We start from the raw sequence: 26,466 nt of genomic DNA, 5'->3' as shown, positions 1-26,466 counted from the left end.
CAGGTTTTCGAGCTTGTCGGCCACCCAGTCGCGCAGTCGCGGGTGCAGAACCAGCTTGGCCGGCTTCGGTCGACGGGCCCGTGCCTCGGCGCGGGCCTGGGCGACCGAGGCCCGGTAGCGGCCGCGCGGCCGGCGGTTCAGGCAGCCGCCGGCGATCTCCCGGCTGATCGTTGACGGGCTGCGCCCCAGCCGCCGGGCTATTTCTCGCACGCCCAGGCCGGCCGCCCGATCCAGGGCGATCTCCTCCCGCTCGGCGAACGACAGATAGCGGCCACGGGGCTCGACCAGACTCATCGGCGTCATGCCACCAGCCTCGGCGAACCACCTGCGACCGGTGGCACCACCCACGCCGACGGCAGCAGCGGCATTCTCGGTCGAGCTTCCAGCGGCGACCAGCCGCCAGAACCGACGATGGACCTGCTTCGGCACTTGCACGGTTCCAGCCATCGAGGCCACCTCGTCTCATCGAGGTGTTGCGACGACCCCTAGAACCCAAGGGCCCAGAAGTGGGCGTCAGCGCACACGCCGGCCAGTGAGATCTCTGACCGGGCCGGTGCGTCAGAGTCTCGACTCCCTTGGTGATGTCCCACATTCCCGCCCACGTGTTGCCGTACTGGCACCGGGAGGTGGTGCATGACGATCGGCTGACATCTTCGCCGCCGTCGCCGGTCGGGGACGGCGCGAGGGCATGGAGCCCCCGGGCGACGATGACGACCGGCCGCCCGGTACGTCGGCCGACGCAGACCACCGGGAGACTGCGTCCGTCGCTGCGCGGCCCGTCCCCGGGCCGGGAAGAGGGAGGCAGGAGCCGTGCATGGCAGGAATTCGCGCGTCGAACGGCACGGCACCGTGAGCGGAGATCCGGAGCCGCCGGTCCCGGCCGGCACGGGACGGCGACCGGGCCTGCCCACCGTGCCGCCGTGGACGGTGCGCACGATGGCCGTGAGCGGTGCTGTCCTCGCCCTGGCTGCGATCGGCTGGCTGGTGTTCTGGCTGCTCCTGCGGCTGCCGTTGATCACCTTCACCGTCGCCCTGGCGGTGCTCCTCGCCGCCCTGACGTCCCCCATCTCCGGAGCGCTGCGGCGGGCCGGCCTGCCGGCGGCGTTGTCCGCACTGCTGGCGGTCCTCACCCTGGCCACCGTCCTCCTGGGCATCGGGTTCCTCGTCGGATTCCGGGCCGCCTCGACGATGCAGGACCTCACCCGGCCACTGGCCGCGGGGATCGACCGCATCCGCGTCTGGGCGATCGAGGGCCCGCTCGGCCTCGATCCCGAGCAGGTCTCCGACATCCGCAACGAGATCGTCACCTGGATCTACGAGGCCAGCCCCACGCCGACCGACGGTGCCCGCATGGGCCTGTACGTCCTCGGTGGGCTGATCCTGGTCGCCTTCCTCGTCTTCTTCTTCCTCAAGGACGGCGCCGGGATGTGGGCGTGGCTGCTCGAGCGGGTCCCGGACCGGCGGCGCGCGCAGGTCGACGGCGCCGGACGGTCGGCGTGGGACACGCTCGCCCACTACGTGCGCGGGGTCGTGGTCGTCGCGCTCATCGATGCCGTCGGCATCGGCGCCGCCCTGCTCATCCTCGGCGTGCCGCTGTGGCTCTCGCTGACCCTGCTGACGTTCGTGGGCGCCTTCGTCCCGCTGCTCGGCGCCACGGTCAGCGGAGCGGTGGCGGTGCTGGTCACCCTGGTCACGAACGACATGACCGACGCGATCATCATCCTGGTCGTCGTCCTCGTGGTGCAGCAGGTGGAGGGCAACCTGCTGCAGCCGCTCATCATGGGCCGGGCCCTGCACCTGCACCCGGCGGCGATCCTCGTCGCCGTGACGGCCGGCGGCCTGCTGCTGGGCGTGGCCGGCGCGCTGCTGGCCGTCCCACTGATGGCGGTGACGTACCGCGTGCTCGAGTACCTCCGCCTGCACCCGGCGGCCCCCGGTTCCCCGGCCGCGGAGGGGACGCCGGAGGACGCCGTCGCCCCCACGCCGACGGGGGACGGCGCGGTGACGCAGCCGGCGACCGCCTCGTAGGGCGATTTCCACGGTCCTACCGCCTGGAGGCTCCGGCAGCGGCGGCGCCACGGTGCTCGGCGGTCCGCGCGATCATGGAGGCATGAGCAGCAGCGACCACGCGGCCGGGCGGGACCAGAGCACCGGGCGGGCGCACGCCGTGCTCGCCGAGACGGCGGACCTGCCGGCGCCGTGGGCGGCGATCTGCGGCACCTCGGTCGGCGTGGTCCAGGGAAAGTGGAGCGGTCCCCGGGGGCTCGGTTCGCCCGACCCCTGCCCGGAGTGCGCCCGGCTCGCCCCGGGCTGACCGGACGCATCGGTGTCGCCCCCGACCTGTCTGCACCGACCGGGTCCCGTGGTTGCTGCTGCCGTCAGCCGCCCTTCGCCGCTCCGCGTCGGTGTTGGGGATAACGGTTCTTGGCGCGTCCGGACGCTGCTCCAGGACGGTCCCCCGGCACGGCCGGGGAGCGGTCAGGGCAGGACGTAGCCGGTTGCGGCGACCGCCAGGTCGCCGTCCCGCGGGTCGCGGGAGAAGAGGAGCACCCCGTCCCGCCGGCTCTCCGGCGGGACGTAGGCCACCGTGGCCGTGGACTCCCCGACCTGCTGCCCACCACGGGTGAGCGTTCCGGAGACGTGCACCTGCTCGGCCGTCCGGCCGCCGCTGTTGAGGACCCGGAAGTGGACGGCATGGCCCGCTGGGGCCGGTTCGATCGACGTCACGGTCACCGTCAGCTCCGGTCCGGACTCTCGGGGCGTCAGGGCCTGGTAGGTCAGGAAGGCCAGCAGGGCGACGATGAGCACGCTCCCCAGCCCGCCCAGGAGGTACTCCCCCCTGCTGGCGTCGGCCGCCGGGTGCGGCCGGGATCCGCCGTCCTGCGATCGGCTCATCCGGGTTCTCCTCCTCACAGGATCAGACGCGCCGCGGCGGCGCCGAGGCTGGCAGGGAGCGCGAGGACGACCGTCTCGGACACGGCCGCGGCGAGGCCCGCCCCGTCGAAGCGGCCGAACGTCCAGAGCACGTAGGCCGAGATCGCCATCGCGATGACGTAGCCCACGACGGTCAGCGTCAGGAAGGCACGCACGGGGCGGTCGGCGTTCTCCTGTCCTTTGAAGCCCACCGAGTAGACGAATGCGTGCATCATCGCGACGCTCACCAGGATCAACGCGACGGTGTGGAACTCGCTCATCATGGCCGCCAGCAGCACGACCTCCTCCGTCGGCGCGATGTTGGCGGCGAGGACGACCGCGCCTGCGGCCATGAGGAACAGCTCGTGCGGGTATCCGGACACCTCGCCCTTGTGGCTCCCCTCCCCCAGTTGGCTGCGCGCGTAGGAGGCACCGATCGCGGCGGGCAGGGTCTCGATGGCGATGACCGACACGGCGTCGTGCCAGTCACGGACCGGGTTCACGACGGCCAGCACGGTGAGCACGACCGCCGCTGCGACGGCCGCGACGAGGAGTGCGATGCCGGTGTCGACCAGGTGGCCGGTGAACCCGGTGCCACCGGTCCCTGCCCCGACGATCCGGACCAGTCCGAGGACGAGGAGAGCGGTCGCCACCACCAGGAGCGCGAGCCGCCACCGGTCGACCGTGTGGCCCAACCGCCACAGTTCCATGGTCATCAGCATCGGCAGTGCGAAGAGCAGTGCGCCGCCGAACGCGCGACCGACTCCCCGCAGGGTCTCCCGGCGCTCAGTCGGGGCCGAGTCCGCCGGGCGCGTTCCGGCCGCCGTCGCGGCCCGGCCGGGTCGCTCGGCCCGCCGGGACGAGACGTCGGTCGTCCCTGCTTCGGGACCGTGCCGAGTGTCCACGCAGAACCCGTCGCGCTCGACGCGCCGGCTGCCTGACGCGCAGGTGGCAGGGGTGCCCACCACCCCTGCGACCCTACGTGCCCGGGTCACCGCGGTCCTCGTAGGAGAGCCGAGCCGGAGGCCATCGCCCCGGAACCCGCGCGCGGCGGCCGTCGCGACGGGTGGGTCCGGGACCGTCACCGCCCGCGCGAGGCCCGGTGACCGACACCCGGCCTGCACGAGCGACCGACCGACGGGAGAGGGCGAGCGTGTCCCTCCGGTGACCCCGGTGAGGAGAGCACCGCGACCGACGAGACGCCGAACACGCCAGGTCCGGAACGGCGCGGCCGGCGGTGCGGGCGATCACCGATCCGTCGGCACGGTCGGCCCTCGCCGGACTGGTCCGCCGGTTGCCGGCGGCGCTGGCGGCCCGACGCCCGGTGACCAGGGAGCTGGCGGACCGGTTCTCCGCCGCGCGCACCGCCCTCTCCCCGGGGTCAGCTCCGCAGCTGCCGGCTGAGCCAGTCCCGGGCGATGGCGTTGCCCGCGGTCCCCCGGTCCACCGCGGCGGCGACCGCATCCGCGGCGTCCCCGGACAGGCAGCGGTCCAGCGCCGCGTCCAACGCTCCGGCCGTGAGGTCCTCCCCGGCCAGCACGACGGGCCAGCCGAGGGCTCCGGCCTGGGCCGTGACCTTGGCACCGCCCGCGACGGCGTCGACGGCGATCACCGGCCTGCCGTGCTTCAGGCCCAGGACGAGCGCGTGCAGGCGCATGCTGAGGACGACGTCGGCCCGCCGGATCAGCGCCTCCACCTGGTCCGGCTCCCGGCGGTGGGGCTTCTCGTACAGGTCCATGGTGAGCTCGAACCAGGGGAGCCGGCGGGAGGCCAGCCACTCCTCGAGGTGTTCGCGGACCTGCTCGGACCGGCTGCGGTCGCCGTACTCCCCCTGTGCGGGCGCGAAGGCCACGGCGACCACCGGCCGCTCCCGGCCGTCCTCGCCGCGCCCGTCCGGGCGCTCGATGGCGAGGTCCGGGCGGGCGACGTCCGGGGCGTCCCGCTCCCACACCTGGTGGAACAGCCCCCGGCCGATCCCGTCGACGACCGAGACGTTGATCGCCCACCGCTGCGAGCCCTCGAACGCGGCACAGAGCTCGCGGAGCAGCGGCTCGTCGCTGACCGGGCCGCTGACGAAGACCAGGTGGGTGTAGTCGGCCGGATCGACCTCGCGCCAGTCCACGCCGGTCCCCAGGTAGGGCGCCTCAGCGACGTCGAAGGGGACGCCGAGATCGGTCAGCCAGTCGGCGACCGTGTCGGCGCCGAGCTCGTCGCCGATCGTGGCGATGACCTCGTCGAAGCTGAACCATCCGGCCACGAGAACCCGCATGCGTCCCACCCTCGCAGGCGGCCCCGTCGCAGGCGCGAGGAGGGAGGAGTCCGTCAGGACCCCTCCCTCCACGACGCCGGGCCAGGTCCCGGTCACCGTCGGTGCGCGTCTCCTTCCGCCGGGCGTCGCGGACGGCGATGAACTCCTCGGGCGGCAGTCCGTAGAGCTCCTCGGCGACCTCCCGCACGTCCACCCCACGATCATCGACGTCCGGGCGGCGCAGCGCGAAGGAGACGTCGCCGGGACAGCAGTCGGGGCCGCCCGGAACTCCTCCGGACGGCCCCTGGCCCTGCTCTGTCGGGCTGACAGGATTTGAACCTGCGACCCCTTGACCCCCAGTCAAGTGCGCTACCAAGCTGCGCTACAGCCCGCGCGCCGTCGGCCCGCCCGGACATCTCCGGGTGGCGCGATGGCCGCCCCGGCAGATTACCGCACCCTCCGGCGCGTCTCGCGCGGCCCCCGCTCAGTTCTGCGGCCCTGCCGCGTCTTAACGCAATGACAGCCGTCGAGACCCGTGGCTAGCGTCATGCGCGCGGATCTCGCCATCGCCGAGCAGGCATCGACCGGGGTGCCGGAGGTCTCATCATGGGCAGGTCGTTCGCGTCGCGCGTGAGCCATCCACGGCTGAAGTGGGTCGTCCTCGTCCTCTGGCTGGTGCTGGCGGCGCTCGCCGCCCCCCTGGCCGCGGGCCTCACCGACCAGCAGGAGAACGAGATCTCGTCCTGGCTGCCCGGCGACGCGGAGTCGACGCTCGCCCTCGAGCAGCAGGTCGCCCTCGGCTCCGACCCCGACGTCGTCCCCGCCGTCGTCGTCTACGAGCGGGCCGACGGACTCACCGCAGCGGACCTGGACGCCGTCGCGCAGGACGCTGCGGCCTTCAGCCGCATGGACGGCCTGGACGGCGAGGTCGTCGGGCCGATCCCCTCCGAGGACGGGCAGGCGGCCCAGCTCGTCGTGCCGCTGAACGGCGGGCCCGACGGATGGGAGGCGATCGCGCCGCTGGCCGAGGACCTGCGCACGGAGGCGGCGGACGCACCGGACGGGCTGGACGTCTACGTCGCCGGACCCGCGGGCCAGGCGGCGGACTCGTCGGAGGCCTTCGAGGGCATCGACGGCACGCTGCTCTTCGCGGCCCTGGGCGTCGTCATCCTCATCCTGCTGTTCACCTACCGCAGCCCGGTCCTCTGGATCCTGCCGATCTTCTCGGCGGTGGTCGCGCTCTTCTGCTCGCAGGCGCTCATCTACCTGCTCGCCCGGTACGCCGACCTCACCGTCAACGCCCAGAGCGCGAGCATCCTCACCGTCCTCGTCGTCGGCGCCGGCACCGACTACGCGTTGCTGCTCGTCGCCCGCTACCGCGAGGAACTGCGGCTGCACGGCGACCGGCACGAGGCCATGACGGAGGCGGTCCACCGCGCCGGGCCGGCGGTGCTGGCCAGCGGCGGCACGGTGATCCTCGGGATGCTGTGCCTGCTGGCCGCGGACATGAACTCCACCCGTGGCCTGGGACCGGTCGCCGCCATCGGCGTCGGCGTGACCCTCGTGGTGCTCATGACCCTGCTCCCGGCGTTGCTGGTCATCTGCGGGCGCTGGGTGTTCTGGCCGGTGCGCCCGGCCCTGGGCAGCCCCGAGCCGAGCGCCACCGGCGTGTGGTCGCGGGTCGGGAGCATGATCCAGCCACGCCCCCGGGTGGTCTGGGTGGTCACGAGCGGGCTGCTGCTGGTGGCCTGCCTCGGCCTGTTCGGCCTCAACGCGAAAGGCCTCACCCAGGCCGACTCGTTCCGCGGGACCCCCGAGTCAGTCGCCGGCGAGCAGGTCGCGCTGGAACACTTCCCCGCCGCCGCGGGCAACCCGGTGTACGTCCTCACCGGCGCCGACACGGCCGACGAGGTGGCGAGCGCGGTGGCCGCGAACGACGGCGTCGGCGAGGTCGAGGAGCCTCGCGTCACCGGCGATCAGGCACTGATCGAGGCGTCGCTGGCGGACGCCGGCGACAGCGACACCGCCTACGACACCGTCCGCTCGCTCCGCTCGGAGCTCGACGAGGTGGGGGACGGCGAGGCACTGGTGGGCGGCAACACCGCCATCAACCTCGACGTCCAGACCGCCAGCCAGCGCGACAACCAGGTGATCATCCCGCTGATCATGCTCGTGGTGCTGGCCGTGCTGGGCGTGCTGCTGCGGGCCCTGGTCGCGCCGCTGATCCTCGTCGCGACCGTGGTGCTCTCCTTCGGCGCCGCGCTCGGGATCAGTGCGCTCATCTTCGACTGGGCGCTCGACGTCAGCGCGACCGACAGCTCCTTCCCGCTGTTCGTCTTCGTGTTCCTCGTCGCGCTCGGCATCGACTACAACATCTTCCTGATGACCCGGGTGCGGGAGGAGGCGTTCGACCACGGCACCCGGCGGGCGGCACTGATCGGGCTGGCGGCCACCGGTGGGGTGATCACGTCCGCCGGGTTCGTCCTGGCGGCGACCTTCTCGGTGCTCGGCACGCTGCCGCTGACCTTCCTCACCCAGCTGGGCATCGCGGTCGCGCTCGGGGTGCTCCCCGACACCATCGTCGTCCGGTCCGTCCTCGTCACCGCGCTGAACCTCGACGTCGGCCGGCACATGTGGTGGCCGAGCAGCCTCGCCCAGCGCCGGGACGAGCCGGGGTACGCCCGCCGTTCCGGCAGGGAGGCCGCGCTGGTGCCCACGCCACGGAGCGACCGGGACACCACCCAGGACGTCCGCCCCGGGCAGTGACGGGCGACCCGTCTCAGCCCTTCGGCCGGTCGCTCCCCCGGCCCTCGCGGACCTTGACCGACACCTCGATCGGCGTGCCCTCGAAGCCCCAGCGCTCGCGCAGCTTGCGCTCGAGGAACCGGCGGTACCCGGCCTCCAGGAAGCCGGTGGAGAAGACCACGAACCGCGGCGGCCGGACGTCGGCCTGGGTCACGTACTTGATCTTCGGCGCCCGCCCGCCGCGCGCCGGCGGCGGCGTCTCCTGGACCAGCGCCCGGACGAAGGTGTTGAGCTCCGCCGTCGGCACCCGCGACTCCCACGACGCCAGCGCGGCACGCAGGTGGCCGGCGAGCTTGTTCACGCCGCGCCCGGTGCTGGCCGAGATGTTCACGCGGGTCGCCCAGCGCACCCGGGCCAGCTCGCGCTCGATCTCCTTCTCCAGCTGGTAGTGCCGGTCCTCGTCGAGGGTGTCCCACTTGTTGATCGCGATCACCAGCGCGCGGCCGGCGTCGACGACCTGGCTGATCACCCGCTGGTCCTGCTCGCTGATCACCTCGTCGGCGGCCAGGAGGACGACGGCCACCTCGGCGGCCTGGATCGCGGCCTCGGTGCGCAGGCTGGCGTAGTACTCCATGCCGCTGGCGGTGTTGACCTTGCGGCGCAGGCCGGCGGTGTCGACGAACTTCCACTCCTCGCCGCCGAGGGTGACGATCGAGTCCACCGGGTCCACCGTCGTCCCGGCGACGGAGTCGACGACCGAGCGCTCCTCCTTGGCCAGCCGGTTGATCAGGCTGGACTTGCCGACGTTCGGCCGGCCGACCAGCGCCACCCGGCGCGGGCCGCCCTCCTCCTCCTGCTCCCGGGGCGCATCGGGCATCGCCTCAAGCACGAGGTCGAGCAGGTCGCCGCTGGAGCGGCCGTGCAGGGCGCTCACCGGCTGCGGCTCCCCCATGCCCAGCGACCAGAGCTCGGCGACGTTGGCCTCGCTGCGCTCGTCGTCGACCTTGTTGGCCACCAGGATCACCGGGCGGTCGCTGCGCCGGAGGATGCGCGCGGCGGCGAGGTCGGTGTCGGTGGCCCCGACCTGGCTGTCGACGACGAAGACGATGACGTCGGCGGTCTTCATGGCGTACTCGGCCTGGCGGCTGATCGCCCCGCCCAGCCCGGCCGCCTTCGGGTCCCAGCCGCCGGTGTCGACGACGGTGAACCGCTTGCCGTTCCACAGCGCCTCGTAGCTGATCCGGTCGCGGGTGACGCCGGGGACGTCCTGGACGACGGCGGCACGCCGGCCGAGGAACCGGTTGACCAGCGTCGACTTGCCGACGTTGGGCCGGCCCACGATCGCGACGACGGGCAGCGGCCCGCTCTGGTCCTCGCTCATGCCCGCTCCCCTGCCCCGACGGTCGACGCCGCGAGCTCCACGATCCTGGCGACGACGCCCTGCTGGTCGAGGTCGGTGCTGTCCACGACGACGGCGTCCGCCGCCGGTCGCAGCGGGCTGTCGGCCCGGCTGCTGTCGTACTCGTCGCGGCGGCGCAGGTCCTGCGCCAGAGCGGCGATCTTGTCGGGATCGGTCACCCCGAGCTGACCGGCCCGCCGCTGGGCACGGACCTCGGGCGCCGCGGTCAGGTAGATCTTGAGGGTCGCGTCCGGGAGGACGACGGTGCCGATGTCGCGGCCCTCGACCACCACGGCGTCGGCCTCGGCGACCAGGTCCCGCTGCTGCGCGACCAGGTGCCGGCGGACGGCCGGGACGGCGGACACGGGCGACACCGCGCGCGTCACCTCGGCACCGCGGATGCGCTCGGCCACGTCGACGCCGTCGACGCGGACCACCTCCGTCCCCGCGTCGGTGCCGACCTCGATCCGGGCGCCGGTGACGGCACGCGCCACGGCGATCTCGTCGTCCAGACCGACCCCCGCGTCCAGGACGGCGACGGTGGCCGCCCGGTACATGGCCCCGGTGTCCAGGTAGGCCGCGCCCAGCCGCGCCGCGACGCCTCGGGCCACGCTGGACTTGCCCGTGCCGGAGGGCCCGTCGAGGGTGATCTGGCCGGTGAACCCGCCGGTCACTGCGCGATCGCCCAGCCCAGTGGTGTCCGCTCGCTGGCGCTCGCTCACTGGGCGATGTCCTTGCGCAGGGCGACGGCGCCGCGCAGGTACACGTGCTGGATCTCGCTGCGCGGCGCATCGCTCTCCACGTGCGCCATCAACCGCAGCACCCGGGGCAGGGCGTGCGGGACGGCGATCTCCGAGGCGCACATCAGCGGCACGTCACCGAAGCCGAGCTCGCGGGCGGCCAGCGCCGGGAACTCCGAGACCAGGTCCGGCGTCGCCGTGAACAGGATGCTGATCACGTCGTCCCGGTCGAGCCGGTTGCGCTCCATCACCGCGCTGACCAGCTCGCGGGTGGCCTCGAGCACCTGCTCCCGGTCGTCGGCGTCGACCTGCGTCGCACCCCGGATGGCTCGGACGGCCATGCACTTCTCCTCGATCGATTGCAGTGCCCGGATCGCCGGGCCCTTCGAGCGAGTCTAGGGAGCCTCCGCCACCGCCCTCCCCCGTGCGGGTCAGTCGCCCAGTCGCTCGCCGCTGGCGACGTCGAACAGGTGCACGTGGCCCTGTCGCGGGGTGACGTGGATGACCGAGCCGCGCTCGGGGGGACGGCGGCCGTCGACACGGGCGGTGATCTGGTGCTCGGCGTCGCCCTGCTTGGTGCGGCCGTAGACGTAGGCGTCGGCCCCGAGCTCCTCGACGACGTCGACCTCGATGGGCAGGCCGTGCTCGGCGATGTCCAGGTCCTCGGGCCGGACGCCGAGGACCACCGAGGAGTCGCTCGCCTGCCCCAGCACCGTGCGCTCCACGGGGTAGACCACGTCACCCAGGACGACGCCGCCGTCGGCCACGGGCATGGTGAACAGGTTCATCGCCGGTGAGCCGATGAAGCCCGCGACGAACACGTTCGTGGGGCGGTCGTAGAGCTCGCGCGGCTTGCCCACCTGCATGAGCAGCCCGTCCTTGAGCACGCACACCCGGTCGCCCATGGTCATGGCCTCGACCTGGTCGTGGGTCACGTACACGGTGGTGATGCCCAGCCGGCGCTGCAGCTGGGCGATCTGGGTGCGGGTCTGCACCCGCAGCTTGGCGTCGAGGTTGGACAGCGGCTCGTCCATCAGGAACACCTGCGGCTGCCGGACGATCGCCCGGCCCATCGCCACCCGCTGCCGCTGCCCGCCCGACAGCGCCTTGGGCTTGCGGTCGAGGTAGTCCTCCAGGTCCAGGAGCTTGGCGGCCTCGCGCACCCGCTCGGCGATCTCCGCCTTGCCGAGGCCGGCCATCCTGAGCGCGAAGCCCATGTTGTCGGCCACGCTCATGTGCGGGTACAGCGCGTAGTTCTGGAACACCATCGCGATGTCGCGGTCCTTCGGCGGCACGTCGGTGACGTCCCGGTCCCCGATCAGGATCCGCCCGTCCGTGACGTCCTCCAGACCCGCCAGCATCCGCAGCGACGTGGACTTGCCGCAGCCGGACGGCCCGACGAGCACGAGGAACTCGCCGTCCTCGACGTGGAGTTGCAGCTTGTCCACGGCGGGACGGTCGGCGCCGGGGTAGACGCAGCTCACGTGCTCGTAGGTGACGGACGCCATGGGGTTCCTCTCGACGGGGCGGGCCGGGCTACTTGCCGGCACCGGCGGTCAGGCCGCTGAGCAGGTACCGGCGACCGAACAGGTACAGGACGAAGATCGGGATGACCGAGAGCGTCACGGCGGCCAGCAGCGCGGGCACGTTCGTCCCGAACTGGCCCTGGTAGTCCCAGAGGCCGAGGGTGAGCACGCGGGTGTCGACGGACTGGGTCAGCACCAGGGGGAACAGGAAGCCGTTCCAGGCGGTGAGCGAGGTGAACACCGCCACGGTGGTGATGGCCGGCTTGGCCAGCGGGAGCACCAGGTGGCGCAGCGCCTTGAACGGTCCGGCGCCGTCGAGGGTCTGCGCCTCGTACAGCTCGCGGGGGATGTCGCGCAGGCTGTTGGTCATGACCAGGAGCGCCACCGGCATCGCGAACGCCGCCGTCGGCAGGATGATCGCCAAGAGGGTGTCGTACAGGCGCAGCTGGGTGATCATCAGGTAGACGGGGATGATCGCCGCCTGCGCCGGGATGGCCAGCCCGACGAGCATGAGCGAGAAGCCGCGCTGCACGATCCTGCCCGCGTTGCGCGCCACGGCGTAGGCGGCCGGCACGGTGAGCGCGACCACGATGGCGATCGTCGCGATCGTGACGATCAGCGTGTTGAGCAGGTAGGTCGGGAAGTCGCCGGTGAGGACCGTCGCGTAGTTCTCCAGCGTCGGCTCCGGCGGCGGGGCCAGCGGGTTGTCGGACAGGTAGTCGGCCCGGGTGCGGAAGCTCGCCGACACCAGGAAGTACAGCGGGACGGCGACGACGATCAGCCAGATCGTGGCCAGCACGCCCGCTAGCACGTTCGGCCGGCCGGTGCCCCGGCGTCGCTTCCAGACCCGCCGCCGCTGGCGTTCGGGCACCTCCGGGACCGGGGCGATCGGCGAGGGCGGCGCCTCGGCCGTCCGCACGTCCACCGCACCCGAGCGGCCGTCCGTTCCGCTGTTCCCGCCCAGGGGCGCCCGGTCGCTCACATGCCCTCCTGCTGGCTCTGCATCTTCCGGAACCCGGTGGCCTGGGTGACGGCGAGGGAGAGACCGGCGCCCAGGAGCAGCAGCAGCACCGCGACGGCGCTGGCGTAGCCGAACTCGTACCCGCTGAACCCGGTGATGTACATGTGCAGCGGCAGGATGCGGGTCGCGGTCCCGGGCCCGCCGCCGGTGAGGATGAGGATCGTGTCGAAGGTCGTCACCGAGCCGACGAGCATCAGCACCGTCGAGGTGATGATCGTGTACTTCACCAGCGGCAGCGTGATCGTGAAGAACTGCCGGTAGCGCCCCGCCCCGTCCAGCGTCGCCGCCTCGTACAGGCTCTGCGGCACCTGCCGGGCGGCGGCTTGGTAGAGCAGGGTGTGGAAGGGCACGTACTGCCAGCTGATCACCCACACCACCGTGTAGACCACCAGCTCGGTGTTGCCGAGGAAGTTGAAGTCGCCGAGGAACGGCAGCCGCTGCGTCACGCCGAAGTTGGGGTCGAGGACGGCCGCCCACAGCAGCGCGATCGCCGCGGTGGACAGCAGCAGCGGCAGGAAGAACAGCGAGCTGAGGACCGCCCGGTTGCGCTGGCGCCCGGCCGCCCAGACCCCGATCAGCAGTGCGATCGGGGTCTGGACGAGCCAGGTGAGCACCATGAACACCAGCGTCAGCCACAGCGAGTCCCACGCCCGACCGTCGTCCATCAGGCGTTCCCAGTTCCCCACCCCGGACAGCTCCGGCGTACCGAAGCCGTCCCAGGACGTGAAGCTGAGGTACACGACCAGGACCATGGGCAGCACCGCGAACGCTCCGAAGAACGTCAGTGCGGGTGCCAGGTACCAGCCGGAGGGCCGGTCCTGCCGGGTGACCGCCATCGGTGCTGCCCCTGTCCTGGTCTGCTGCGCTGCGCCGTGCATGCCGTACTAGCCGATGCCGGTCAGAGGGCCGACATCGCGTCGACGAAGCCCTGCGGCGTCTGGTTGCCGAGGAACAGCTGCTCCAGCTGGGTCAACATCTCGGTGGCCTCGTCGGCCGGCAGGTCCTGGTCCCAGGACAGCTGGAAGTTGTCCGCGTCGACCGTCGCGTCGTAGATGAACGTCGCGTAGTCACCGTTCTCGGTCTCGGCCAGCTGGTCCCGGACACCCTGCACCGGCGGCACGTCGCCGGCCGCGATGAGGTCGGAGATGTACTCGTCGTCGGTCAGCGCGGTCGCCAGGTACTCGCGGGCCGCCTCCTTGTTCTCCGAGGAGCTGGTGAGCGAGTAGAAGTTCGACACGTTGCCCACGAGGTTGGACGGGTCGCCCTCGCCACCCTCGATCGCCGGGAACGTGGCCCAGCCCAGGTCTCCGGCCTCGACGAACTCGGGGCTGTCGTTGAGCTGGTTGGTGTACTCCCACGAGCCCATGAGGTGGAACCCCGCACCGCCCTGGGCCAGGATCGTCGACGCGCCGCCGACGTCGTAGCCGACCGACGCGAAGTCGTTGCCGAACGCGCCGCGGTCGATGAGCTCGCGCAGCATCGTCAGGGCCTCGAGGACGGCCGGGTCCTCCCAGGCGCCCTCCTCGCCGTCCCGGATGGCCTGGAAGACCTCCGGGCCGCCGACGCGGTCGAGGATGTACTCGATCCACATCAGCTCGGTCCACGCCTGGGTGCCGGCCAGTGCGATCGGCGTGACCCCTGCGGCCTTGAGGGCGTCGACCGCGGCGAGCAGGTCGTCCCAGGTCTCGGGCACCTCCACGCCGGCGGACTCGAGGACCGCGTCGTTGTAGAACATCATCACCGGCTGCATGCCGCGCATCGGCAGGCCGTAGTTCTTGCCGTCCAGCTCGGCGCCGGCGAGCACGCTGGGCAGGAAGGCGTCGCGCAGCTCCGGGTTCTCGTCGAGCAGCGAGGTGAGGTCCTCGACCTCACCGGCGTCGACGTACTCCTTCAGGTTGCCGCCGCCCCAGTTGAAGAACAGGTCCGGGGCATTGGGCGAGCCGATGGCGACGCGCAGGCGCTGCTTGTACGGGTCGTTGCCGAACGTGGCCAGCTCCAGCTCGCCGGCGTCGGAGCCCTCGTTGAAGCGCTCGATCGAGGCCTCCTCGATCGGGTTCAGCGCACCGTCCTCCAGTGCCCACACCTGACCGGTGCCGCCGTCACCTCCCCCGCCGCCGCCGCCACTGGGCCCGGAGGAGCCGCAGGCGACCAGAGTGCCTGCCATGAGGAGTGCGCCGGCCTGCCAGGCCGAACGGGTCAGACGCCGGGAGGACATCCCCACCGCCACCTTCCTGTCTCGTCGTTGAACACCGAAAGTTTCGAGCAGTTGCGAGAATGTAAGCCGGGTCACCATTGGTGTCAACGAGGGCCCGTGGCCTGGAACATAACGATTGGGGTTGACGTCGGTGCCGGAGCCGACCCTATCGTCCGCAGCGCGCCGGGCTATCGGAATCCCGAAACTTTCGATACCGTGACGCGGCCCTCGGCGTGATCCAGGGCACGTCCGGCCCGCGGGGGCCGGTACTTCACGGGAAGGGGAGGACGACGGTGGCGTCCCAGCAGCTCGGTCGGCCGACCCTGGCCAGCATCGCGGCGGCGGCCGGCGTCTCGCTGCCGACCGTCTCCAAGGTCGTCAACGGCCGTCAGGACGTCTCCCCCGCGACCCGGGCCCTCGTCCAGCAGCTGCTGGAGGAGCACAACTACGTCCCGGTCGCCCGCAAGACCCTGGCGCGGGAGACCCCGCTGGTCGACGTCGTGTTCACCGCCCTGGACAGCCCCTGGGCCGTCGAGATCCTGCGCGGGGTCACCGAGAGCGGCCTCGACGTCGTCGTCACCACCCTGGCCCGGTCCCCCGGGGCCGACTGGGTGCAGGGGCTGATCGACGGCGGCCGGCGCGGTGCCCTCGTGGTCACCTCGCACCTGACCGCCGCGGACCAGCGCCGGCTCGGCAGCTCGCACCTGCCGGTCGTGGTGATCGATCCGGTGGACATGCCGGGGCAGGACGTCCCGAGCGTGGGCGCCACCAACTGGGCCGGCGGGCTCTCGGCCACCGAGCACCTCGTGGAACTGGGGCACCGCCGGATCGCCGTGATCGGCGGGCCGGAGGACTTCCTGTGCAGCCGGGCCCGCATCGACGGCTACCGGGCCGCCCTGGAGCGGGCCGGCATCGGCGTGGACCCCGACCTCGTCCGGCACGGGAACTTCCACCACGAGGGCGGCTACGATCAGGCGCGCGCCCTGCTCGAGCTGCCCGACCCCCCGACCGCCGTCTTCGCCGGCAGCGACGAGCAGGCCTTCGGCGTCATGGAGGCCGCCCGCCAGGCCGGGCTCTCCGTCCCCGGCGACCTCAGCGTGGTCGGGTTCGACGACCTGCCGATGGCGCGGTGGTCCTCGCCGCCGCTGACCACGGTCCGCCAGCCACTGGCCGACATGGGCCGCATGGCCGGCCGCATCCTGCACCGCCTGATCAACGGCGACGCGCTCGACACCCAGCGCCTCGAGCTCGCCACCCACCTGGTCCCCCGGGCCTCCACCGCGCGTCCTCGCTGACCGCTCCCACCTGTCGAGGAGTTCCTTCCGTGATCGAGCCTGCGGCCAGCCCCCGGAGCCCGCACCCCTCCGAGCCGGCCGACCCCGCCGCCGGGGCCCCCTGGCGGGACCCCGCCCGCCCGCTGCCGGAGCGGGTACGCGCGCTCCTGGACGCGATGACCGTCGAGGAGAAGGTCGCCCAGCTGTACGGGGTGTGGACCTCCATCGGGGACGGCGACGAGGTCGCCCCCAACCAGCACGACTTCGCCGAGCCCCTGCCGCCCTGGGAGGAGCTGACCAAGCCGGGCCTGGGCCAGCTCACCCGGATGTTCGGCACGGTCCCCGTCGAGCCGGAGACCGGGGCCCGCGTGCTGGCCCAGACCCAGCGCGACCTGGTGGCGAACTCCCGCCTGGGCATCCCGGCGATCGCGCACGAGGAGTGCCTCACCGGCTTCGCCGCCTGGCAGGCCACCGTGTTCCCCACCCCGCTGGCGTGGGGCGCCTCCTTCGACCCCGGCACCGTGGAGGCCATGGCGGCCGGCATCGGCCGCTCCATGCGCTCGGTCGGGGTCCACCAGGGCCTCTCCCCCGTCCTGGACGTCACCTTCGACTACCGCTGGGGCCGGACCGAGGAGACCATCGGCGAGGACCCCTACCTCGTCTCGGTCCTGGGTGCCGCCTACACGCGCGGCCTGGAGGGCGCCGGCATCGTCGCCACGCTGAAGCACTTCGCCGGCTACTCCGCCTCCGGCGCCGGCCGCAACCACGCACCGGTCCACCTCGGCCCCCGGGAGTTCGCCGACGTCGTGCTGCCGCCGTTCGAGACCGCCCTGCGCGAGGGCGGGGCGCGGTCGGTGATGAACTCCTACGCCGCCGTCGACGGGGTGGCCCCCGCTGCGGACCCGGCGCTGCTGACCGACCTGCTGCGCGGCCGGCTGGGGTTCGACGGCGTCGTGGTCGCCGACTACTTCGCGGTCTCCTTCCTGGAGACCACGCAGGGGCTGGCTGCCTCACCCGGCGAGGCCGCGGCGCTCGCGCTGACCGCCGGGATCGACGTCGAGCTGCCGACGGTCCGCTGCTACGGCGAGCCCCTGCTCGACCTCGTCCGCTCCGGCCGGGTGCCCATGTCCGTCCTCGACCGGTCCGTCGAGCGCGTCCTGCTGCAGAAGGGCGAGCTCGGGCTGCTCGACGCCGGCTGGGACCCCGAGCCGCCGGCGCTGCGCGAGGGCCGGGTGATCGACCTCGACCCGCCGGCCATGCGCGAGCTGGCCCGGTCGCTCGCCGAGCGGTCGGTCGTCCTGCTGGACAACCGGTCCGGGCTGCTCCCGCTGAGCCGGCCCGCCCGGCTGGCCGTCGTGGGCCCGTGCGCCGACGACGTCCTGTCCCTGATGGGCTGCTACGCCTTCCCCAACCACGCGGGGGCGCACCACCCCGAGATGCCCGTGGGCGTGGACCTGGCCACCGTCCTGGAGGCGGTCCGGACCGAGTTCCCCGACGCCCTGGTGGACGCCGCACCGGGCTGCCCGGTGCAGGAGGTCGACCACAGCGGGATCGCCGACGCCGTCCGGGTGGCCCGCGGGGCCGACGTCTGCCTCGCCGTGCTCGGTGACCGGGCGGGCCTCTTCGGCCGCGGCACCTCCGGCGAGGGGTGCGACGCGGACGACCTGCGGCTGCCCGGCGCGCAGGCCGATCTGCTGGAGGCCCTGCTGGAGACCGGGACGCCGGTCGTCGTGGTGCTGCTCACCGGGCGGCCGTACGCGCTGGGCGCCGTCGTCGACCGGGCCGCGGCGGTCGTGCAGGCGTTCTTCCCGGGCGAGGAGGGGGCCGGTGCCGTCGCCGGGGTCCTCAGCGGCCGGGTGAACCCCTCCGGGCGGCTGCCCGTGCAGGTGCCGCGCACCCCCGGTGGCTCGCCCGCCACGTACCTGGGGCCCGCGCTCGCCCGGCGCAGCGACATCAGCTCGGCCGACCCGACCCCGGCCTTCCCGTTCGGCCACGGGCTGAGCTACACCCGGTTCGACTACACCGACCTGCGGATCGACGACGCCCCCGCCGGCGGGCAGCCGGCCGAGGTGCCCACCGACGGCCGGCTGGAGATCGCCTGCACGGTGGCCAACACCGGTGGGCGGGCCGGGTCGGAGGTGGTGCAGCTGTACCTGGAGGACCCGGTGGCCAGCGTGGTCCGGCCGGTCCGCCAGCTGATCGGCTTCGCCCGCGTGGACCTGGCCGCCGACGCCTCGGCGGAGGTGCGCTTCTCGGTGCACACCGACCGGACGTCGTTCACCGGCCGGGACCTGCAGCGGGTGGTCGAGGCCGGCGAGCTGGCGTTCCGCGTCGGGTCCTCCAGCGAGGACCTGCGGCTGTCCGCCTGCGTGCGGCTGACCGGACCGGACCGCGTGGTCGGCCCGGAGCGGGTGCTGACCACCCCGGTGGAGGTCACCCCGGCCTGACGCGGGCGGTCCGGCACCGTCACCGGGGGGCGGACCACCTGCAGGAGGGCCTAGAGGCCGACGAGCTCCTGCAGCGTGCCCAGCTCCTCCTTGGACAGCCGGCGGATGGAGCCCGAGCGCATCCGCTGCAACTGGATCGGCCCGACGGCGGTGCGGGTCAGCCGGGAGACCGGCAGGCCGACGTGCGCCAGCAGGCGCCGCACGATGTGCTTGCGCCCCTCGTGCAGGACGACCTCGACGACCGACTGCCCGGCGTGGGTGTCGACCACGCGGAACGCGTCGACCTTCACCGGCCCGTCCTCCAGCTCGACCCCCGACCGGAGCCGGCGGGCGAGGTCCCGGGGCACCGACCCCGACACCTGCGCCAGGTAGGTCTTGCGGACCTCGTAGGAGGGGTGGGCCAGCCGGTGGGCGAGCTCCCCGTCGTTGGTGAGCAGCAGCAGCCCCTCGGTGTCCTGGTCCAGCCGGCCGATGTGCACCAGTCCCTTGGCCAGGTCGCCGACCATGTCCCCGACGCAGGTGCGGTTGCGGTCGTCGCTCATCGCGGTGATGACGCCCGGGGGCTTGTTCATCGCGTAGGTGACCCGGTCGTCGCGGACCTCGATGCGGACCCCGTCGACGGCGATCCGGTCCCGGGCGGGGTCGACCCGCATGCCCTGGACGCCGACGACGGCCCCGTTCACGCTGATCCGGCCGGCCTCGATCATGTCCTCGCAGACCCGCCGTGAGCCGACCCCGGCGCGCGCGAGCACCTTCTGCAGCCGCTCCCCCTCGCGCTCGTCCTCCGGGACGGCCGTCGGGCGGTCCCCGGGGTGGACCGGGGCCAGTTCCATGTCCTCCGACCACCCCTCGCCGGCGTCGGTGCTGCGCTCGTCGTTCGGGTCGGAGTCGTCGGGTACGGCGTTCATCACCGTGCAGTCTCCCACCGTCCGGGACGCGGGTCCGCGTCCACCTCTCCCGTCCGGGTGACCCGGCCACCACGGCGGACCGGCGTGCAGCAGGCAGGCTGGGCCGGTGAACCGGACACGCACCGTCGGGCTGGCCCTCGCCGCCGTGGCGGCCCTGCTCTGGCTGCTCTTCCTCGTGGCCGTGCTCACCGGCGACCCGGACGACGGCGCCGACATCGGTGCCGGCCTCGTCGCGCTGCTCGCCCTGCCGGTGAGCGCCGGCGCCTCGATCACCCTGCTGGTCTCCCTCCGCACCGGCCGCCCCGGAGGGAGCCGGACGCCGGACCGGGTCGCCGCGGCGCTCGCGGTCCTCTCGATCGCCTGCCTGGCCGCGTTCCTGCTGCTCGACCCCTACGCCACCTCCGACGTCCTCCGCCAGGTGTCGCTCGGGCTGGGGGTCGCGGCGTTCCTCGCCTCCTCGGCGATCATCGCCGTGGCGTCGCGGTCCCGGGTCTAGCGTCGGGTCATGCAGCCCGGCCATCGCGGGCGCCGGCTCCGGCTGGCCACCGGGATCACGACCGCCGTCGACCAGCGCGGCGCCCCGGACGGCGCCCCGTCCCTGGTGCTGCTGCACTCCTGGGCCGCCTCCCGCCGTTCCTTCGCCGCGCTGCTGCCGCACCTGCCCGGGCACCTGCACGTCGTCGCAGCCGACCTCCGCGGTCACGGGGACGCCGACCGGCCGCCGGCCGGCTACGACGTCGTCACCCTCGCGGCGGACGTGGTGGCGCTGCTCGACGCCCTGGACCTGCCGCCGGCCGTGCTGGTGGGCGCCTCCAGCGGCGGCTACGTCGCGCAGCAGGTCGCCGTCGACGCGCCGGACCGGGTGGCGGGGCTCGTGCTGGCCGGCGCCCCGCGGGACCTGCGCGGCCGGCCGCCGTTCGCCGACGAGGTCGAGGCCCTGCGCGATCCGGTGGACCCGGCGTGGGTGCGGCGGTTCCAGGGCGGCCTGACCGACCTGGACCTGCTGCCCGGCTGGTACGTCGACCTCATGGTCGAGGATGCGCTCCGGCTGCCGGCCGCCGTCTGGCGGGCGACCTTCGCGGGGTTGACCACCTCCCGGCCGCCCACGGAGGCGGGCACGGTCACCGCCCCGACCCTGGTCGTCAGCGGCGGGCGGGACGAGCTCGTGGGGCGGGGCGAGACCGTCGCGCTCGTCGCGGCCGTCCCCGGCGCCGAGTGGATCGAGTACCCCGGCACCGGGCACCTGGTCCTGGAGGAGCAGCCGGCCCGGCTGGCCGCCGACATCGCGACGTTCGCGGCCCGCTGCGCGCCGCAGCGGTGAGTCAGCTGTCCGGGTGCTCGTCGAGCATCGCGGCGGTCTCCGGGAGGAAGGGCGCGAGCTCGGGCAGCTCGGCCAGGCTCGCCAGGCCGAGCCGCTCCAGGAACAGCGGCGTGGTGGCGTAGAGACCGCCACCGCTGTCGGGGTCGCTGCCGACCTCGTGCACCAGGCCGCGGGTGAGCAGGGTGCGCATGACGCCGTCCACCCCGACGCCGCGGATCGCCGAGACCCGGGCGCGGGTGACCGGCTGGCGGTAGGCGATCACGGCGAGGGTCTCCAGAGCGGCCTGGGTCAGCCGGCTGCGCTGGCCGTCGACCAGGTAGCGCTCCACGACGGGGGCGTGCTCCTCGCGGGTGTAGAGCCGCCAGGCCTCCCCCACCCGCCGCAGCTGGAGCCCGGAGCGCCGCCGGTCGTAGTCCTCGGCGAGCGCGGCCAGCCCCGTCCGGACCTGCGGGACGGGGCAGCGCAGCGCGGTGGCGAGCGTCTCCTCGTCCACCGGGTCGTCCATGACGAACAGCAGCGCCTCGAGCCCGCCCTGCAGCTCCTCGGGGTCGAGCAGCTCGGGCTGGTCGGCCACGGGTCCACCGGGCGCAGGTTCCCCCACCCGGACGTCGGCCGGTGTGGGGTCCTGCGGCGGAGCCGGATCGGCTGCTGCCGGCTCCGGCACCGGCGGCAGCGGGGGTGGCTCCGGCGTCTCCACCGGCTGGTCGGCGACCCGCGCGGCCAGCTCCGCGGCGACGGCGTCCCAGGCGGTCGGGTCCTCCTCCCCCCGGTCCTGCGCCAGCTCCCGGGTGGCGGCCAGCTCCGCGGCCAGCGCCTCCCACGAGATCGGCGCCGGCTCCTGGCGGGGACCGCCGCCCTCCGGGACGTCCTGGTCCACCGGTCCCTCCTCGCTGGTCACCCGTACTCCTCGTCCACGTCCGGTCCCCGGTCAGCATCCCCGACGCCGGTGCCCGCGCCGTCGTCCTGGCCGTCGTCATGGCCGCCGTCGGCCGGGACGGTGCCCCCGGTCCAGCGCACGTGCAGTTCCCCGAGCGGGGTCAGCTGCTCGAACACGACCCGCTGCTGCCGGTAGAGCTCCAGCAGCGCGAGGAAGCGTGCCACCACCTCGAGGGTGTGCCCGCAGTCGGCGGTGAGCGCCCGGAAGGTCGCCGTCCCCGCGCGCACCAGGTGGTTGCGGACCGCCAGCAGCTGCTCGGCGACGCTCACCGGCGGGGCGTGCAGGTGCGAGACGCTCACCAGCTCCGGTGCCTTCGGCGTGAGCACCCGTGCGGCCAGGGCCGCGAACTGCACGGAGCTCAGGTCGAGGACCACCTCGGGCACCAGGTCGGCGAACCTCGGCTCCAGCGCGGCCGACCGCGGGTGGCGGTGCGCGGCCTCGGCCTCCCGCTCCCGCAGGAAGCGGGCCGCCTGCTTGTAGGCCTTGTACTGCAGCAGCCGGGCGAACAGCAGGTCGCGCGCCTCCAGCAGCTCCAGGTCCTCCTCGTCGTCGACGTCGGCGGCCGGCAGGAGACGGGCGGCCTTGAGGTCGAGGAGCGTGGAGGCCACGACCAGGAACTCGCTGGCCTGGTCGAGGTCGAGCTGGTCACCCAGGGCCCGAAGGTGGGCGATGAACTCGTCGGTGACCGTCGACAGCGCGATCTCGGTGACGTCGAGCTTGTGCTTGCCGATCAGCTGCAGCAGCAGGTCGAACGGGCCCTCGAAGTTGGTGAGCCGGACGGTGAAACGCGCCGGCGCGGCCCCGGAGGGCACAGCGGCCTCCGGTGCCGCGCCGGTCTCGCTGCTCACGGACGCGAGGGTATGCGTCCCGCCCTCACTGGCCTCTCAGCCGGCGCACCAGGACCGACTCGTCGCCCCGCTCGCCGAGGTCGGCCAGCAGGACCGAGATCGCCTCGCGGACGATCCGGCCGCGGTCGGCGGCCAGGCCGTGCTGCCCACGCAGGGTCAGCCGCGCCGTCTCGAGGGCGAGCAGCTCGTCGGCGGAGATGTAGACGGTGATCTTCTCGTCGTGCTTGGCCCGCTCGGTCCGGCGGACCGGCCGCCCCCGGGTGGGGACGTGCGGCTGCAGCGTCGGGGCCGGCGAGGGTGCGCCGCGGAAGCCGGCGAGCTCGTCGCCCTGGGTGGTGGCGCCACCCGGGACGAGCGTGAGGGGCGTACCGGGCACCTCCTCGGCCTGCCGGGCGGCGCCCCGCAGCGACGGGGAGCTGACGGTCGAGCTGAGGCTCGGGAGCTCGGTCACCTCGGGGGCCGCGGGAGCGGAGTCGGTGCGGCGGAACAGCTCCGACGCCCCGGGCAGGACCGGTCGACGTGTCATGCCGACACCTGCTCGCCGGCGCTCGTCGACTGACCGACGGGAGTCGCTGCACCCATGAGTGATCTCGCGAGCTCGATCACAGAGCAAGCACCTCCTTGGCGAGGTCGCGGTACGCCGCGGCGCCCGACGACGTGGGGGCCCACGTGGTGATCGGCTGGCCGGCGACCGTGGTCTCCGGGAACCGCACGGTGCGCTGGATGACGGTCTGGAAGACCACGTCGTCGAAGGCCTCGACGACCCGGCTGAAGACCTCGCGGCAGTGCACGGTCCGCGAGTCGTACATGGTCGCGAGGATCCCGGAGATCTCCAGCGACGGGTTCAGCCGCTCCTTGACCTTGTCGATCGTGTCCACCAGCAGGGCCACGCCGCGGAGGGAGAAGAACTCGCACTCCAGCGGGATGATCACCCCCTGGGCGGCGGTGAGCGCGTTGACCGTCAGCAGCCCCAGGGAGGGCTGGCAGTCGATCAGGATGTAGTCGTAGTCGTCGCGCACGTCGGCGAGCACCCGCAGCAGCGTCTGCTCCCGGGCGACCTCGCTGACCAGTTGCACCTCGGCCGCGGAGAGGTCGATGTTGCTGGGCACCAGGTCCAGCCCCGGGATGTCGGTCGGCACGCGCACGTCGGCCAGCGTGGTCTTCCGCTCCATCAGGGCGTTGTAGATCGTCCGGTCCATGGTCTGGGCGGGGATGCCCAGCCCGACCGACAGGGCACCCTGCGGGTCCAGGTCGATGAGCAGCACGCGCCGGCCGAACTCGGTCAGCGCGGCGCCCAGGTTGATGGTCGACGTCGTCTTGCCGACGCCGCCCTTCTGGTTGCACATCGCGACGATCCGGGCGGGCCCGTGCTCCGTGAGGGGCTTGGGATCCGGCAGGGGGCGCTGGCGCGCCTTGGCCGGGTCCTGCCGGGAGATCGCCCCCATCTCGGGGCCGCTGTCGTGCGGGCGCGCGACGGCAGAGGCCGCGTCCGCTCGGATAGCCATGGGTCTTGTTGCCTCCACCTCGTGCCCGATCCCGGTCGATCCGGGTGCGGTCAGCCGTCCTGCCCGCTCGGGTGATGAAGACGCTACGAAGGGTGGCGAAGGTTCCTCCGTAGGCACGCCGGACCACTTGTCGACATGGCGATTACTGACTACGCGTGTGACCGCTCAAGCCGAACCGGGTCCAGAACCTGCCAATCCGGGCCCGGCGGACGTGTCAGGTCAGGGCCCTCGGATGGCTCGTGGCGTACACCTCGCGGAGGCGGTCCACGGTCACCAGCGTGTACACCTGCGTGGTCGTCACCGAGGCATGGCCGAGCAGCTCCTGGACCACGCGGACGTCGGCCCCGCCGTCGAGCAGGTGGGTCGCGAAGGAGTGCCGCAGCGTGTGCGGCGAGACCGTCGCAGAATCCAGCCCGGCGCGTTCGGCGGCCGTCCGCAGGATCGCCCAGGCGCTCTGCCGGGAGAGCGGACCGCCCCGCGCGTTGAGGAACAGCGCACCACCCCGGACCCCGCCGCGCCCCTCGGCCGCGAGGGCCGGACGGGCCCGCACCAGGTAGTCCTCGACCGCCCGCAGCGCGTAGCTGCCGACGGGGACGACGCGCTCCTTGCCGCCCTTGCCCGCCAGCCGGACCGACGCCTGCGCGCGATCGAGGTCGTCGACGGCCATCCCCACGGCCTCGGAGATGCGGGCGCCGGTGCCGTAGAGCACCTCCAGCAGGGCGCGGTCGCGCAGCCCCCGCGGCCCCTCCAGGGCGCCCGCCGCCCCGATCAGGGCCTCCACCGACTCGACCGGGATCGCCTTGGGCAGTCGTCGCGCCGGGGTCGGGGGCCGCACCTCGTGCGCCACGTCGTCGGCCACGATCCCGTCCAGCAGCGCGAACCGGTGCAGCCCCCGGACGGCGACCACCGCCCGGGCCGCCGAGGTCGCCGACAGGGGCGGGTGGTCGTCGTCGCCCCGGCGCAGGGCGGACAGGAAGCCGGAGACGTCGGACTCGGCGATCTCGCCCAGCCCGCGGACGCCGGCGGCGGCCAGGTAGTCGGCGTACCGGCGCAGGTCCCGCCGGTAGGAGGCGATGGTGTTGGCCGCCAGCCCGCGCTCGACGGTGAGGTGGTCCAGGTAGCCCGTCACGACCCGGTCGATGCCGGGCCCGGCGTCCAGGGTGCTCGTCAGGCTCTTCTCCCCGCCCCGACTCCGCGCGCCGGTCCGCTCCTCGCTCGTTCCTCGCTGCGATGCTCCCGTCGCTGTCGTCAGGGCAGGACCTCCCGGAGCGGGACGGCCGTCATCCCGTGGGCCTCCGCGACCTCCGGCAGCACCACCTGCCCCGCGACGACGTTGACGCCGTGGGCCAGGCCCGGATGGTTGCCGACGGCGGCCGGGGTCCCCTCGTCGGCCAGCGCCATGACGTAGGGCAGCGTCACGTTGGTCAGGGCGTGGGTGGAGGTGTTGGGGACGGCGCCGGGCATGTTCGCCACGCAGTAGAAGACCGAGTCGTGCACCCGGTACGTCGGCTCGTCGTGCGTCGTCGGCCGGGTGTCCTCGAAGCAGCCGCCCTGGTCCACGGCGATGTCGACCAGGACCGACCCAGGCTTCATCCGCGACACCAGCTCGTTGCTGATCAGCGTGGGTGCCTTGGCGCCGGGGACCAGCACCGCACCGATCACCAGGTCGGCGTCGAGCACCGCCCGTTCCAGCTCGTAGGCGTTGGAGGCGACGGTCTGCAGGTGCCCCCGGTAGATGCGGTCCGCGGCGCGCAGCTTCTCCATGTCGCGGTCCAGGACGATGACCTCGGCCTGCATGCCCAGGGCGATGGCGGCGGCGTTCATGCCGGAGACACCGGCGCCGATCACGACGACCTTGCCGGCGTAGACCCCGGACACCCCGCCGAGCAGGATGCCGCGGCCGCCGTGGGCCCGCTCGAGGCTGTGCGCGCCCACCTGCGGCGCCATCCGGCCGGCGACCTCGGACATCGGGGCCAGCAGCGGCAGCGCGCCGTCGGCCCCCTGCACGGTCTCGTAGGCGATCGCGGTGGTGCCGGAGGCGACGAGGGCGTCGGTGCACTCCCGCGAGGCGGCCAGGTGCAGGTAGGTGAACAGCGTCTGGTCGGCCCGCATGCGGCCGTACTCCTCGGCGACGGGTTCTTTCACCTTGAGCAGCAGGTCCGCCTCGCCCCAGACGTCGTCGGCGGTGGCCCGGAGCTGCGCACCGGCGGCCACGAAGTCGGCGTCGGGGATGGAGGACCCCTCCCCCGCGCCGCGTTCGACGAGCACCTCGTGCCCGCCGCGCACGAGTTCCGTGACGCCGGCCGGGGTGAGCGCCACCCGGTACTCGCGGTTCTTGACCTCTCGGGGGACCCCGACCCGCATGCTCGACTCCCTGTCCGTGGCGGGTGCGGCCACCCGAGGGTGACGGGACCGTCCCGCGGCGTGGGCGGCCCGGTCG

Annotated in this window: 25 protein-coding genes and 1 tRNA gene; 7 read left to right on the top strand and 19 right to left on the bottom strand. The window is 73.4% G+C overall.

From position 1 onward, the window contains the following. On the bottom strand, window positions 1-303 hold a 303-nt coding region (locus tag BM142_RS22680), incomplete at its 3' end, for a helix-turn-helix domain-containing protein (protein ID WP_254791177.1). A 546-nt stretch (window positions 304-849) separates the two neighbouring features. Here BM142_RS22680 and BM142_RS22675 point away from each other — a divergent pair. Then, a complete protein-coding gene (locus tag BM142_RS22675; RefSeq protein ID WP_092203552.1) occupies window positions 850-2,028 on the top strand; it encodes an AI-2E family transporter in 1,179 nt (392 codons plus the stop codon). A gap of 82 nt (window positions 2,029-2,110) precedes the next feature. Next, the gene (locus tag BM142_RS22670; protein WP_092203550.1) at window positions 2,111-2,314 is read left to right on the top strand and encodes a hypothetical protein; all 204 of its coding nucleotides are present in this window, start codon (window positions 2,111-2,113) and stop codon (window positions 2,312-2,314) included. 164 nt (window positions 2,315-2,478) lie between these two features. Here BM142_RS22670 and BM142_RS22665 read toward each other — a convergent pair whose 3' ends face one another. The 4 genes from BM142_RS22665 to BM142_RS22645 form a co-directional block, all read right to left on the bottom strand. Further along, window positions 2,479-2,895 (bottom strand): hypothetical protein, encoded by a 417-nt coding sequence (locus BM142_RS22665; protein ID WP_092203548.1) that lies wholly within the window; start codon window positions 2,893-2,895, stop codon window positions 2,479-2,481. 14 nt (window positions 2,896-2,909) lie between these two features. After that, complete coding sequence (locus BM142_RS22660; RefSeq protein ID WP_256381328.1) at window positions 2,910-3,818, bottom strand: TIGR02587 family membrane protein; 909 nt, start codon at window positions 3,816-3,818, stop codon at window positions 2,910-2,912. 476 nt (window positions 3,819-4,294) lie between these two features. Continuing rightward, window positions 4,295-5,182, bottom strand: a complete 888-nt coding sequence (locus BM142_RS22655) for a polysaccharide pyruvyl transferase family protein (protein ID WP_092203544.1) — start codon at window positions 5,180-5,182, stop codon at window positions 4,295-4,297. Window positions 5,183-5,479: 297 nt separating this feature from the next. Continuing rightward, window positions 5,480-5,553, bottom strand: a tRNA-Pro gene (locus BM142_RS22645). 214 nt (window positions 5,554-5,767) lie between these two features. On the opposite strand from BM142_RS22645, the gene BM142_RS22640 reads away from it, so the two are divergent. Then, the gene (locus tag BM142_RS22640) at window positions 5,768-7,927 is read left to right on the top strand and encodes an MMPL family transporter (RefSeq protein ID WP_092203540.1); all 2,160 of its coding nucleotides are present in this window, start codon (window positions 5,768-5,770) and stop codon (window positions 7,925-7,927) included. 13 nt (window positions 7,928-7,940) lie between these two features. On the opposite strand, the gene der is transcribed toward BM142_RS22640, so the two are convergent. From der to BM142_RS22605, 7 genes are all read right to left on the bottom strand, one after another. Next, window positions 7,941-9,287, bottom strand: a complete 1,347-nt coding sequence (der, locus tag BM142_RS22635; RefSeq protein ID WP_092203538.1) for a ribosome biogenesis GTPase Der — start codon at window positions 9,285-9,287, stop codon at window positions 7,941-7,943. After that, complete coding sequence (gene cmk / locus BM142_RS22630) at window positions 9,284-10,027, bottom strand: (d)CMP kinase (RefSeq protein WP_254791173.1); 744 nt, start codon at window positions 10,025-10,027, stop codon at window positions 9,284-9,286. The genes der and cmk overlap by 4 nt, the downstream gene beginning before the upstream one ends. After that, window positions 10,024-10,386 (bottom strand): chorismate mutase, encoded by a 363-nt coding sequence (gene aroH, locus BM142_RS22625; protein WP_092203534.1) that lies wholly within the window; start codon window positions 10,384-10,386, stop codon window positions 10,024-10,026. The genes cmk and aroH overlap by 4 nt, the downstream gene beginning before the upstream one ends. Window positions 10,387-10,476: 90 nt before the next feature. Next, window positions 10,477-11,553, bottom strand: a complete 1,077-nt coding sequence (locus BM142_RS22620) for an ABC transporter ATP-binding protein (protein WP_092203532.1) — start codon at window positions 11,551-11,553, stop codon at window positions 10,477-10,479. Between the two features lie 28 nt (window positions 11,554-11,581). Next, window positions 11,582-12,553: a carbohydrate ABC transporter permease gene (locus BM142_RS22615; RefSeq protein ID WP_254791171.1), complete on the bottom strand. Its 972-nt coding sequence runs from the start codon at window positions 12,551-12,553 to the stop codon at window positions 11,582-11,584. Then, window positions 12,550-13,428 (bottom strand): carbohydrate ABC transporter permease, encoded by an 879-nt coding sequence (locus BM142_RS22610; RefSeq protein ID WP_092203530.1) that lies wholly within the window; start codon window positions 13,426-13,428, stop codon window positions 12,550-12,552. Before BM142_RS22610 ends, BM142_RS22615 begins: the two co-directional genes overlap by 4 nt. A gap of 62 nt (window positions 13,429-13,490) precedes the next feature. Further along, window positions 13,491-14,807: an ABC transporter substrate-binding protein gene (locus BM142_RS22605; protein WP_092203568.1), complete on the bottom strand. Its 1,317-nt coding sequence runs from the start codon at window positions 14,805-14,807 to the stop codon at window positions 13,491-13,493. A 272-nt stretch (window positions 14,808-15,079) separates the two neighbouring features. Here BM142_RS22605 and BM142_RS22600 point away from each other — a divergent pair, with 272 nt between their 5' ends. Both BM142_RS22600 and BM142_RS22595 read left to right on the top strand, forming a co-directional pair. Continuing rightward, a complete protein-coding gene (locus tag BM142_RS22600) occupies window positions 15,080-16,081 on the top strand; it encodes a LacI family DNA-binding transcriptional regulator (protein WP_092203528.1) in 1,002 nt (333 codons plus the stop codon). 29 nt (window positions 16,082-16,110) lie between these two features. Beyond that, window positions 16,111-18,507 (top strand): beta-xylosidase/alpha-l-arabinosidase, encoded by a 2,397-nt coding sequence (locus tag BM142_RS22595; RefSeq protein ID WP_254791169.1) that lies wholly within the window; start codon window positions 16,111-16,113, stop codon window positions 18,505-18,507. Window positions 18,508-18,557: 50 nt separating this feature from the next. On the opposite strand, the gene BM142_RS22590 is transcribed toward BM142_RS22595, so the two are convergent. Further along, window positions 18,558-19,415, bottom strand: coding sequence for a pseudouridine synthase (locus tag BM142_RS22590; protein WP_175527413.1), 858 nt, complete (start codon window positions 19,413-19,415; stop codon window positions 18,558-18,560). A 106-nt stretch (window positions 19,416-19,521) separates the two neighbouring features. Between BM142_RS22590 and BM142_RS24770 the strand changes: the two genes are divergently transcribed. Both BM142_RS24770 and BM142_RS22580 read left to right on the top strand, forming a co-directional pair. Then, window positions 19,522-19,911: a hypothetical protein gene (locus tag BM142_RS24770; RefSeq protein WP_092203526.1), complete on the top strand. Its 390-nt coding sequence runs from the start codon at window positions 19,522-19,524 to the stop codon at window positions 19,909-19,911. A 9-nt stretch (window positions 19,912-19,920) separates the two neighbouring features. Continuing rightward, a complete protein-coding gene (locus BM142_RS22580; protein WP_092203524.1) occupies window positions 19,921-20,736 on the top strand; it encodes an alpha/beta fold hydrolase in 816 nt (271 codons plus the stop codon). A gap of 1 nt (window position 20,737) precedes the next feature. Here BM142_RS22580 and scpB read toward each other — a convergent pair whose 3' ends face one another. The 6 genes from scpB to ald form a co-directional block, all read right to left on the bottom strand. Further along, window positions 20,738-21,634: an SMC-Scp complex subunit ScpB gene (scpB, locus tag BM142_RS22575; RefSeq protein WP_254791168.1), complete on the bottom strand. Its 897-nt coding sequence runs from the start codon at window positions 21,632-21,634 to the stop codon at window positions 20,738-20,740. After that, a complete protein-coding gene (locus tag BM142_RS22570; protein WP_092203522.1) occupies window positions 21,631-22,521 on the bottom strand; it encodes a segregation and condensation protein A in 891 nt (296 codons plus the stop codon). The genes scpB and BM142_RS22570 overlap by 4 nt, the downstream gene beginning before the upstream one ends. A gap of 25 nt (window positions 22,522-22,546) precedes the next feature. Beyond that, on the bottom strand, window positions 22,547-23,047 hold the full coding sequence (locus BM142_RS22565) for a hypothetical protein (RefSeq protein ID WP_092203520.1): 501 nt from the start codon (window positions 23,045-23,047) through the stop codon (window positions 22,547-22,549). Window positions 23,048-23,123: 76 nt separating this feature from the next. After that, entirely contained in the window at window positions 23,124-24,026 is a 903-nt protein-coding gene (locus BM142_RS22560) for a ParA family protein (RefSeq protein WP_092203518.1), read from the bottom strand. 214 nt (window positions 24,027-24,240) lie between these two features. Continuing rightward, window positions 24,241-25,155 carry a site-specific tyrosine recombinase XerD gene (gene xerD / locus BM142_RS22555; protein WP_254791167.1) on the bottom strand — a complete coding sequence of 305 codons (915 nt, stop codon included), beginning with the start codon at window positions 25,153-25,155 and terminating at the stop codon, window positions 24,241-24,243. A gap of 119 nt (window positions 25,156-25,274) precedes the next feature. Beyond that, window positions 25,275-26,390 (bottom strand): alanine dehydrogenase, encoded by a 1,116-nt coding sequence (ald, locus tag BM142_RS22550; RefSeq protein WP_092203516.1) that lies wholly within the window; start codon window positions 26,388-26,390, stop codon window positions 25,275-25,277. Window positions 26,391-26,466: the final 76 nt, after the last annotated feature.

The sequence above is a fragment of the Blastococcus tunisiensis genome, from assembly GCF_900112815.1.
GTDB lineage: Bacteria > Actinomycetota > Actinomycetes > Mycobacteriales > Geodermatophilaceae > Blastococcus_B > Blastococcus_B tunisiensis.
This window is presented reverse-complemented; position numbering and strand designations above follow the sequence as displayed.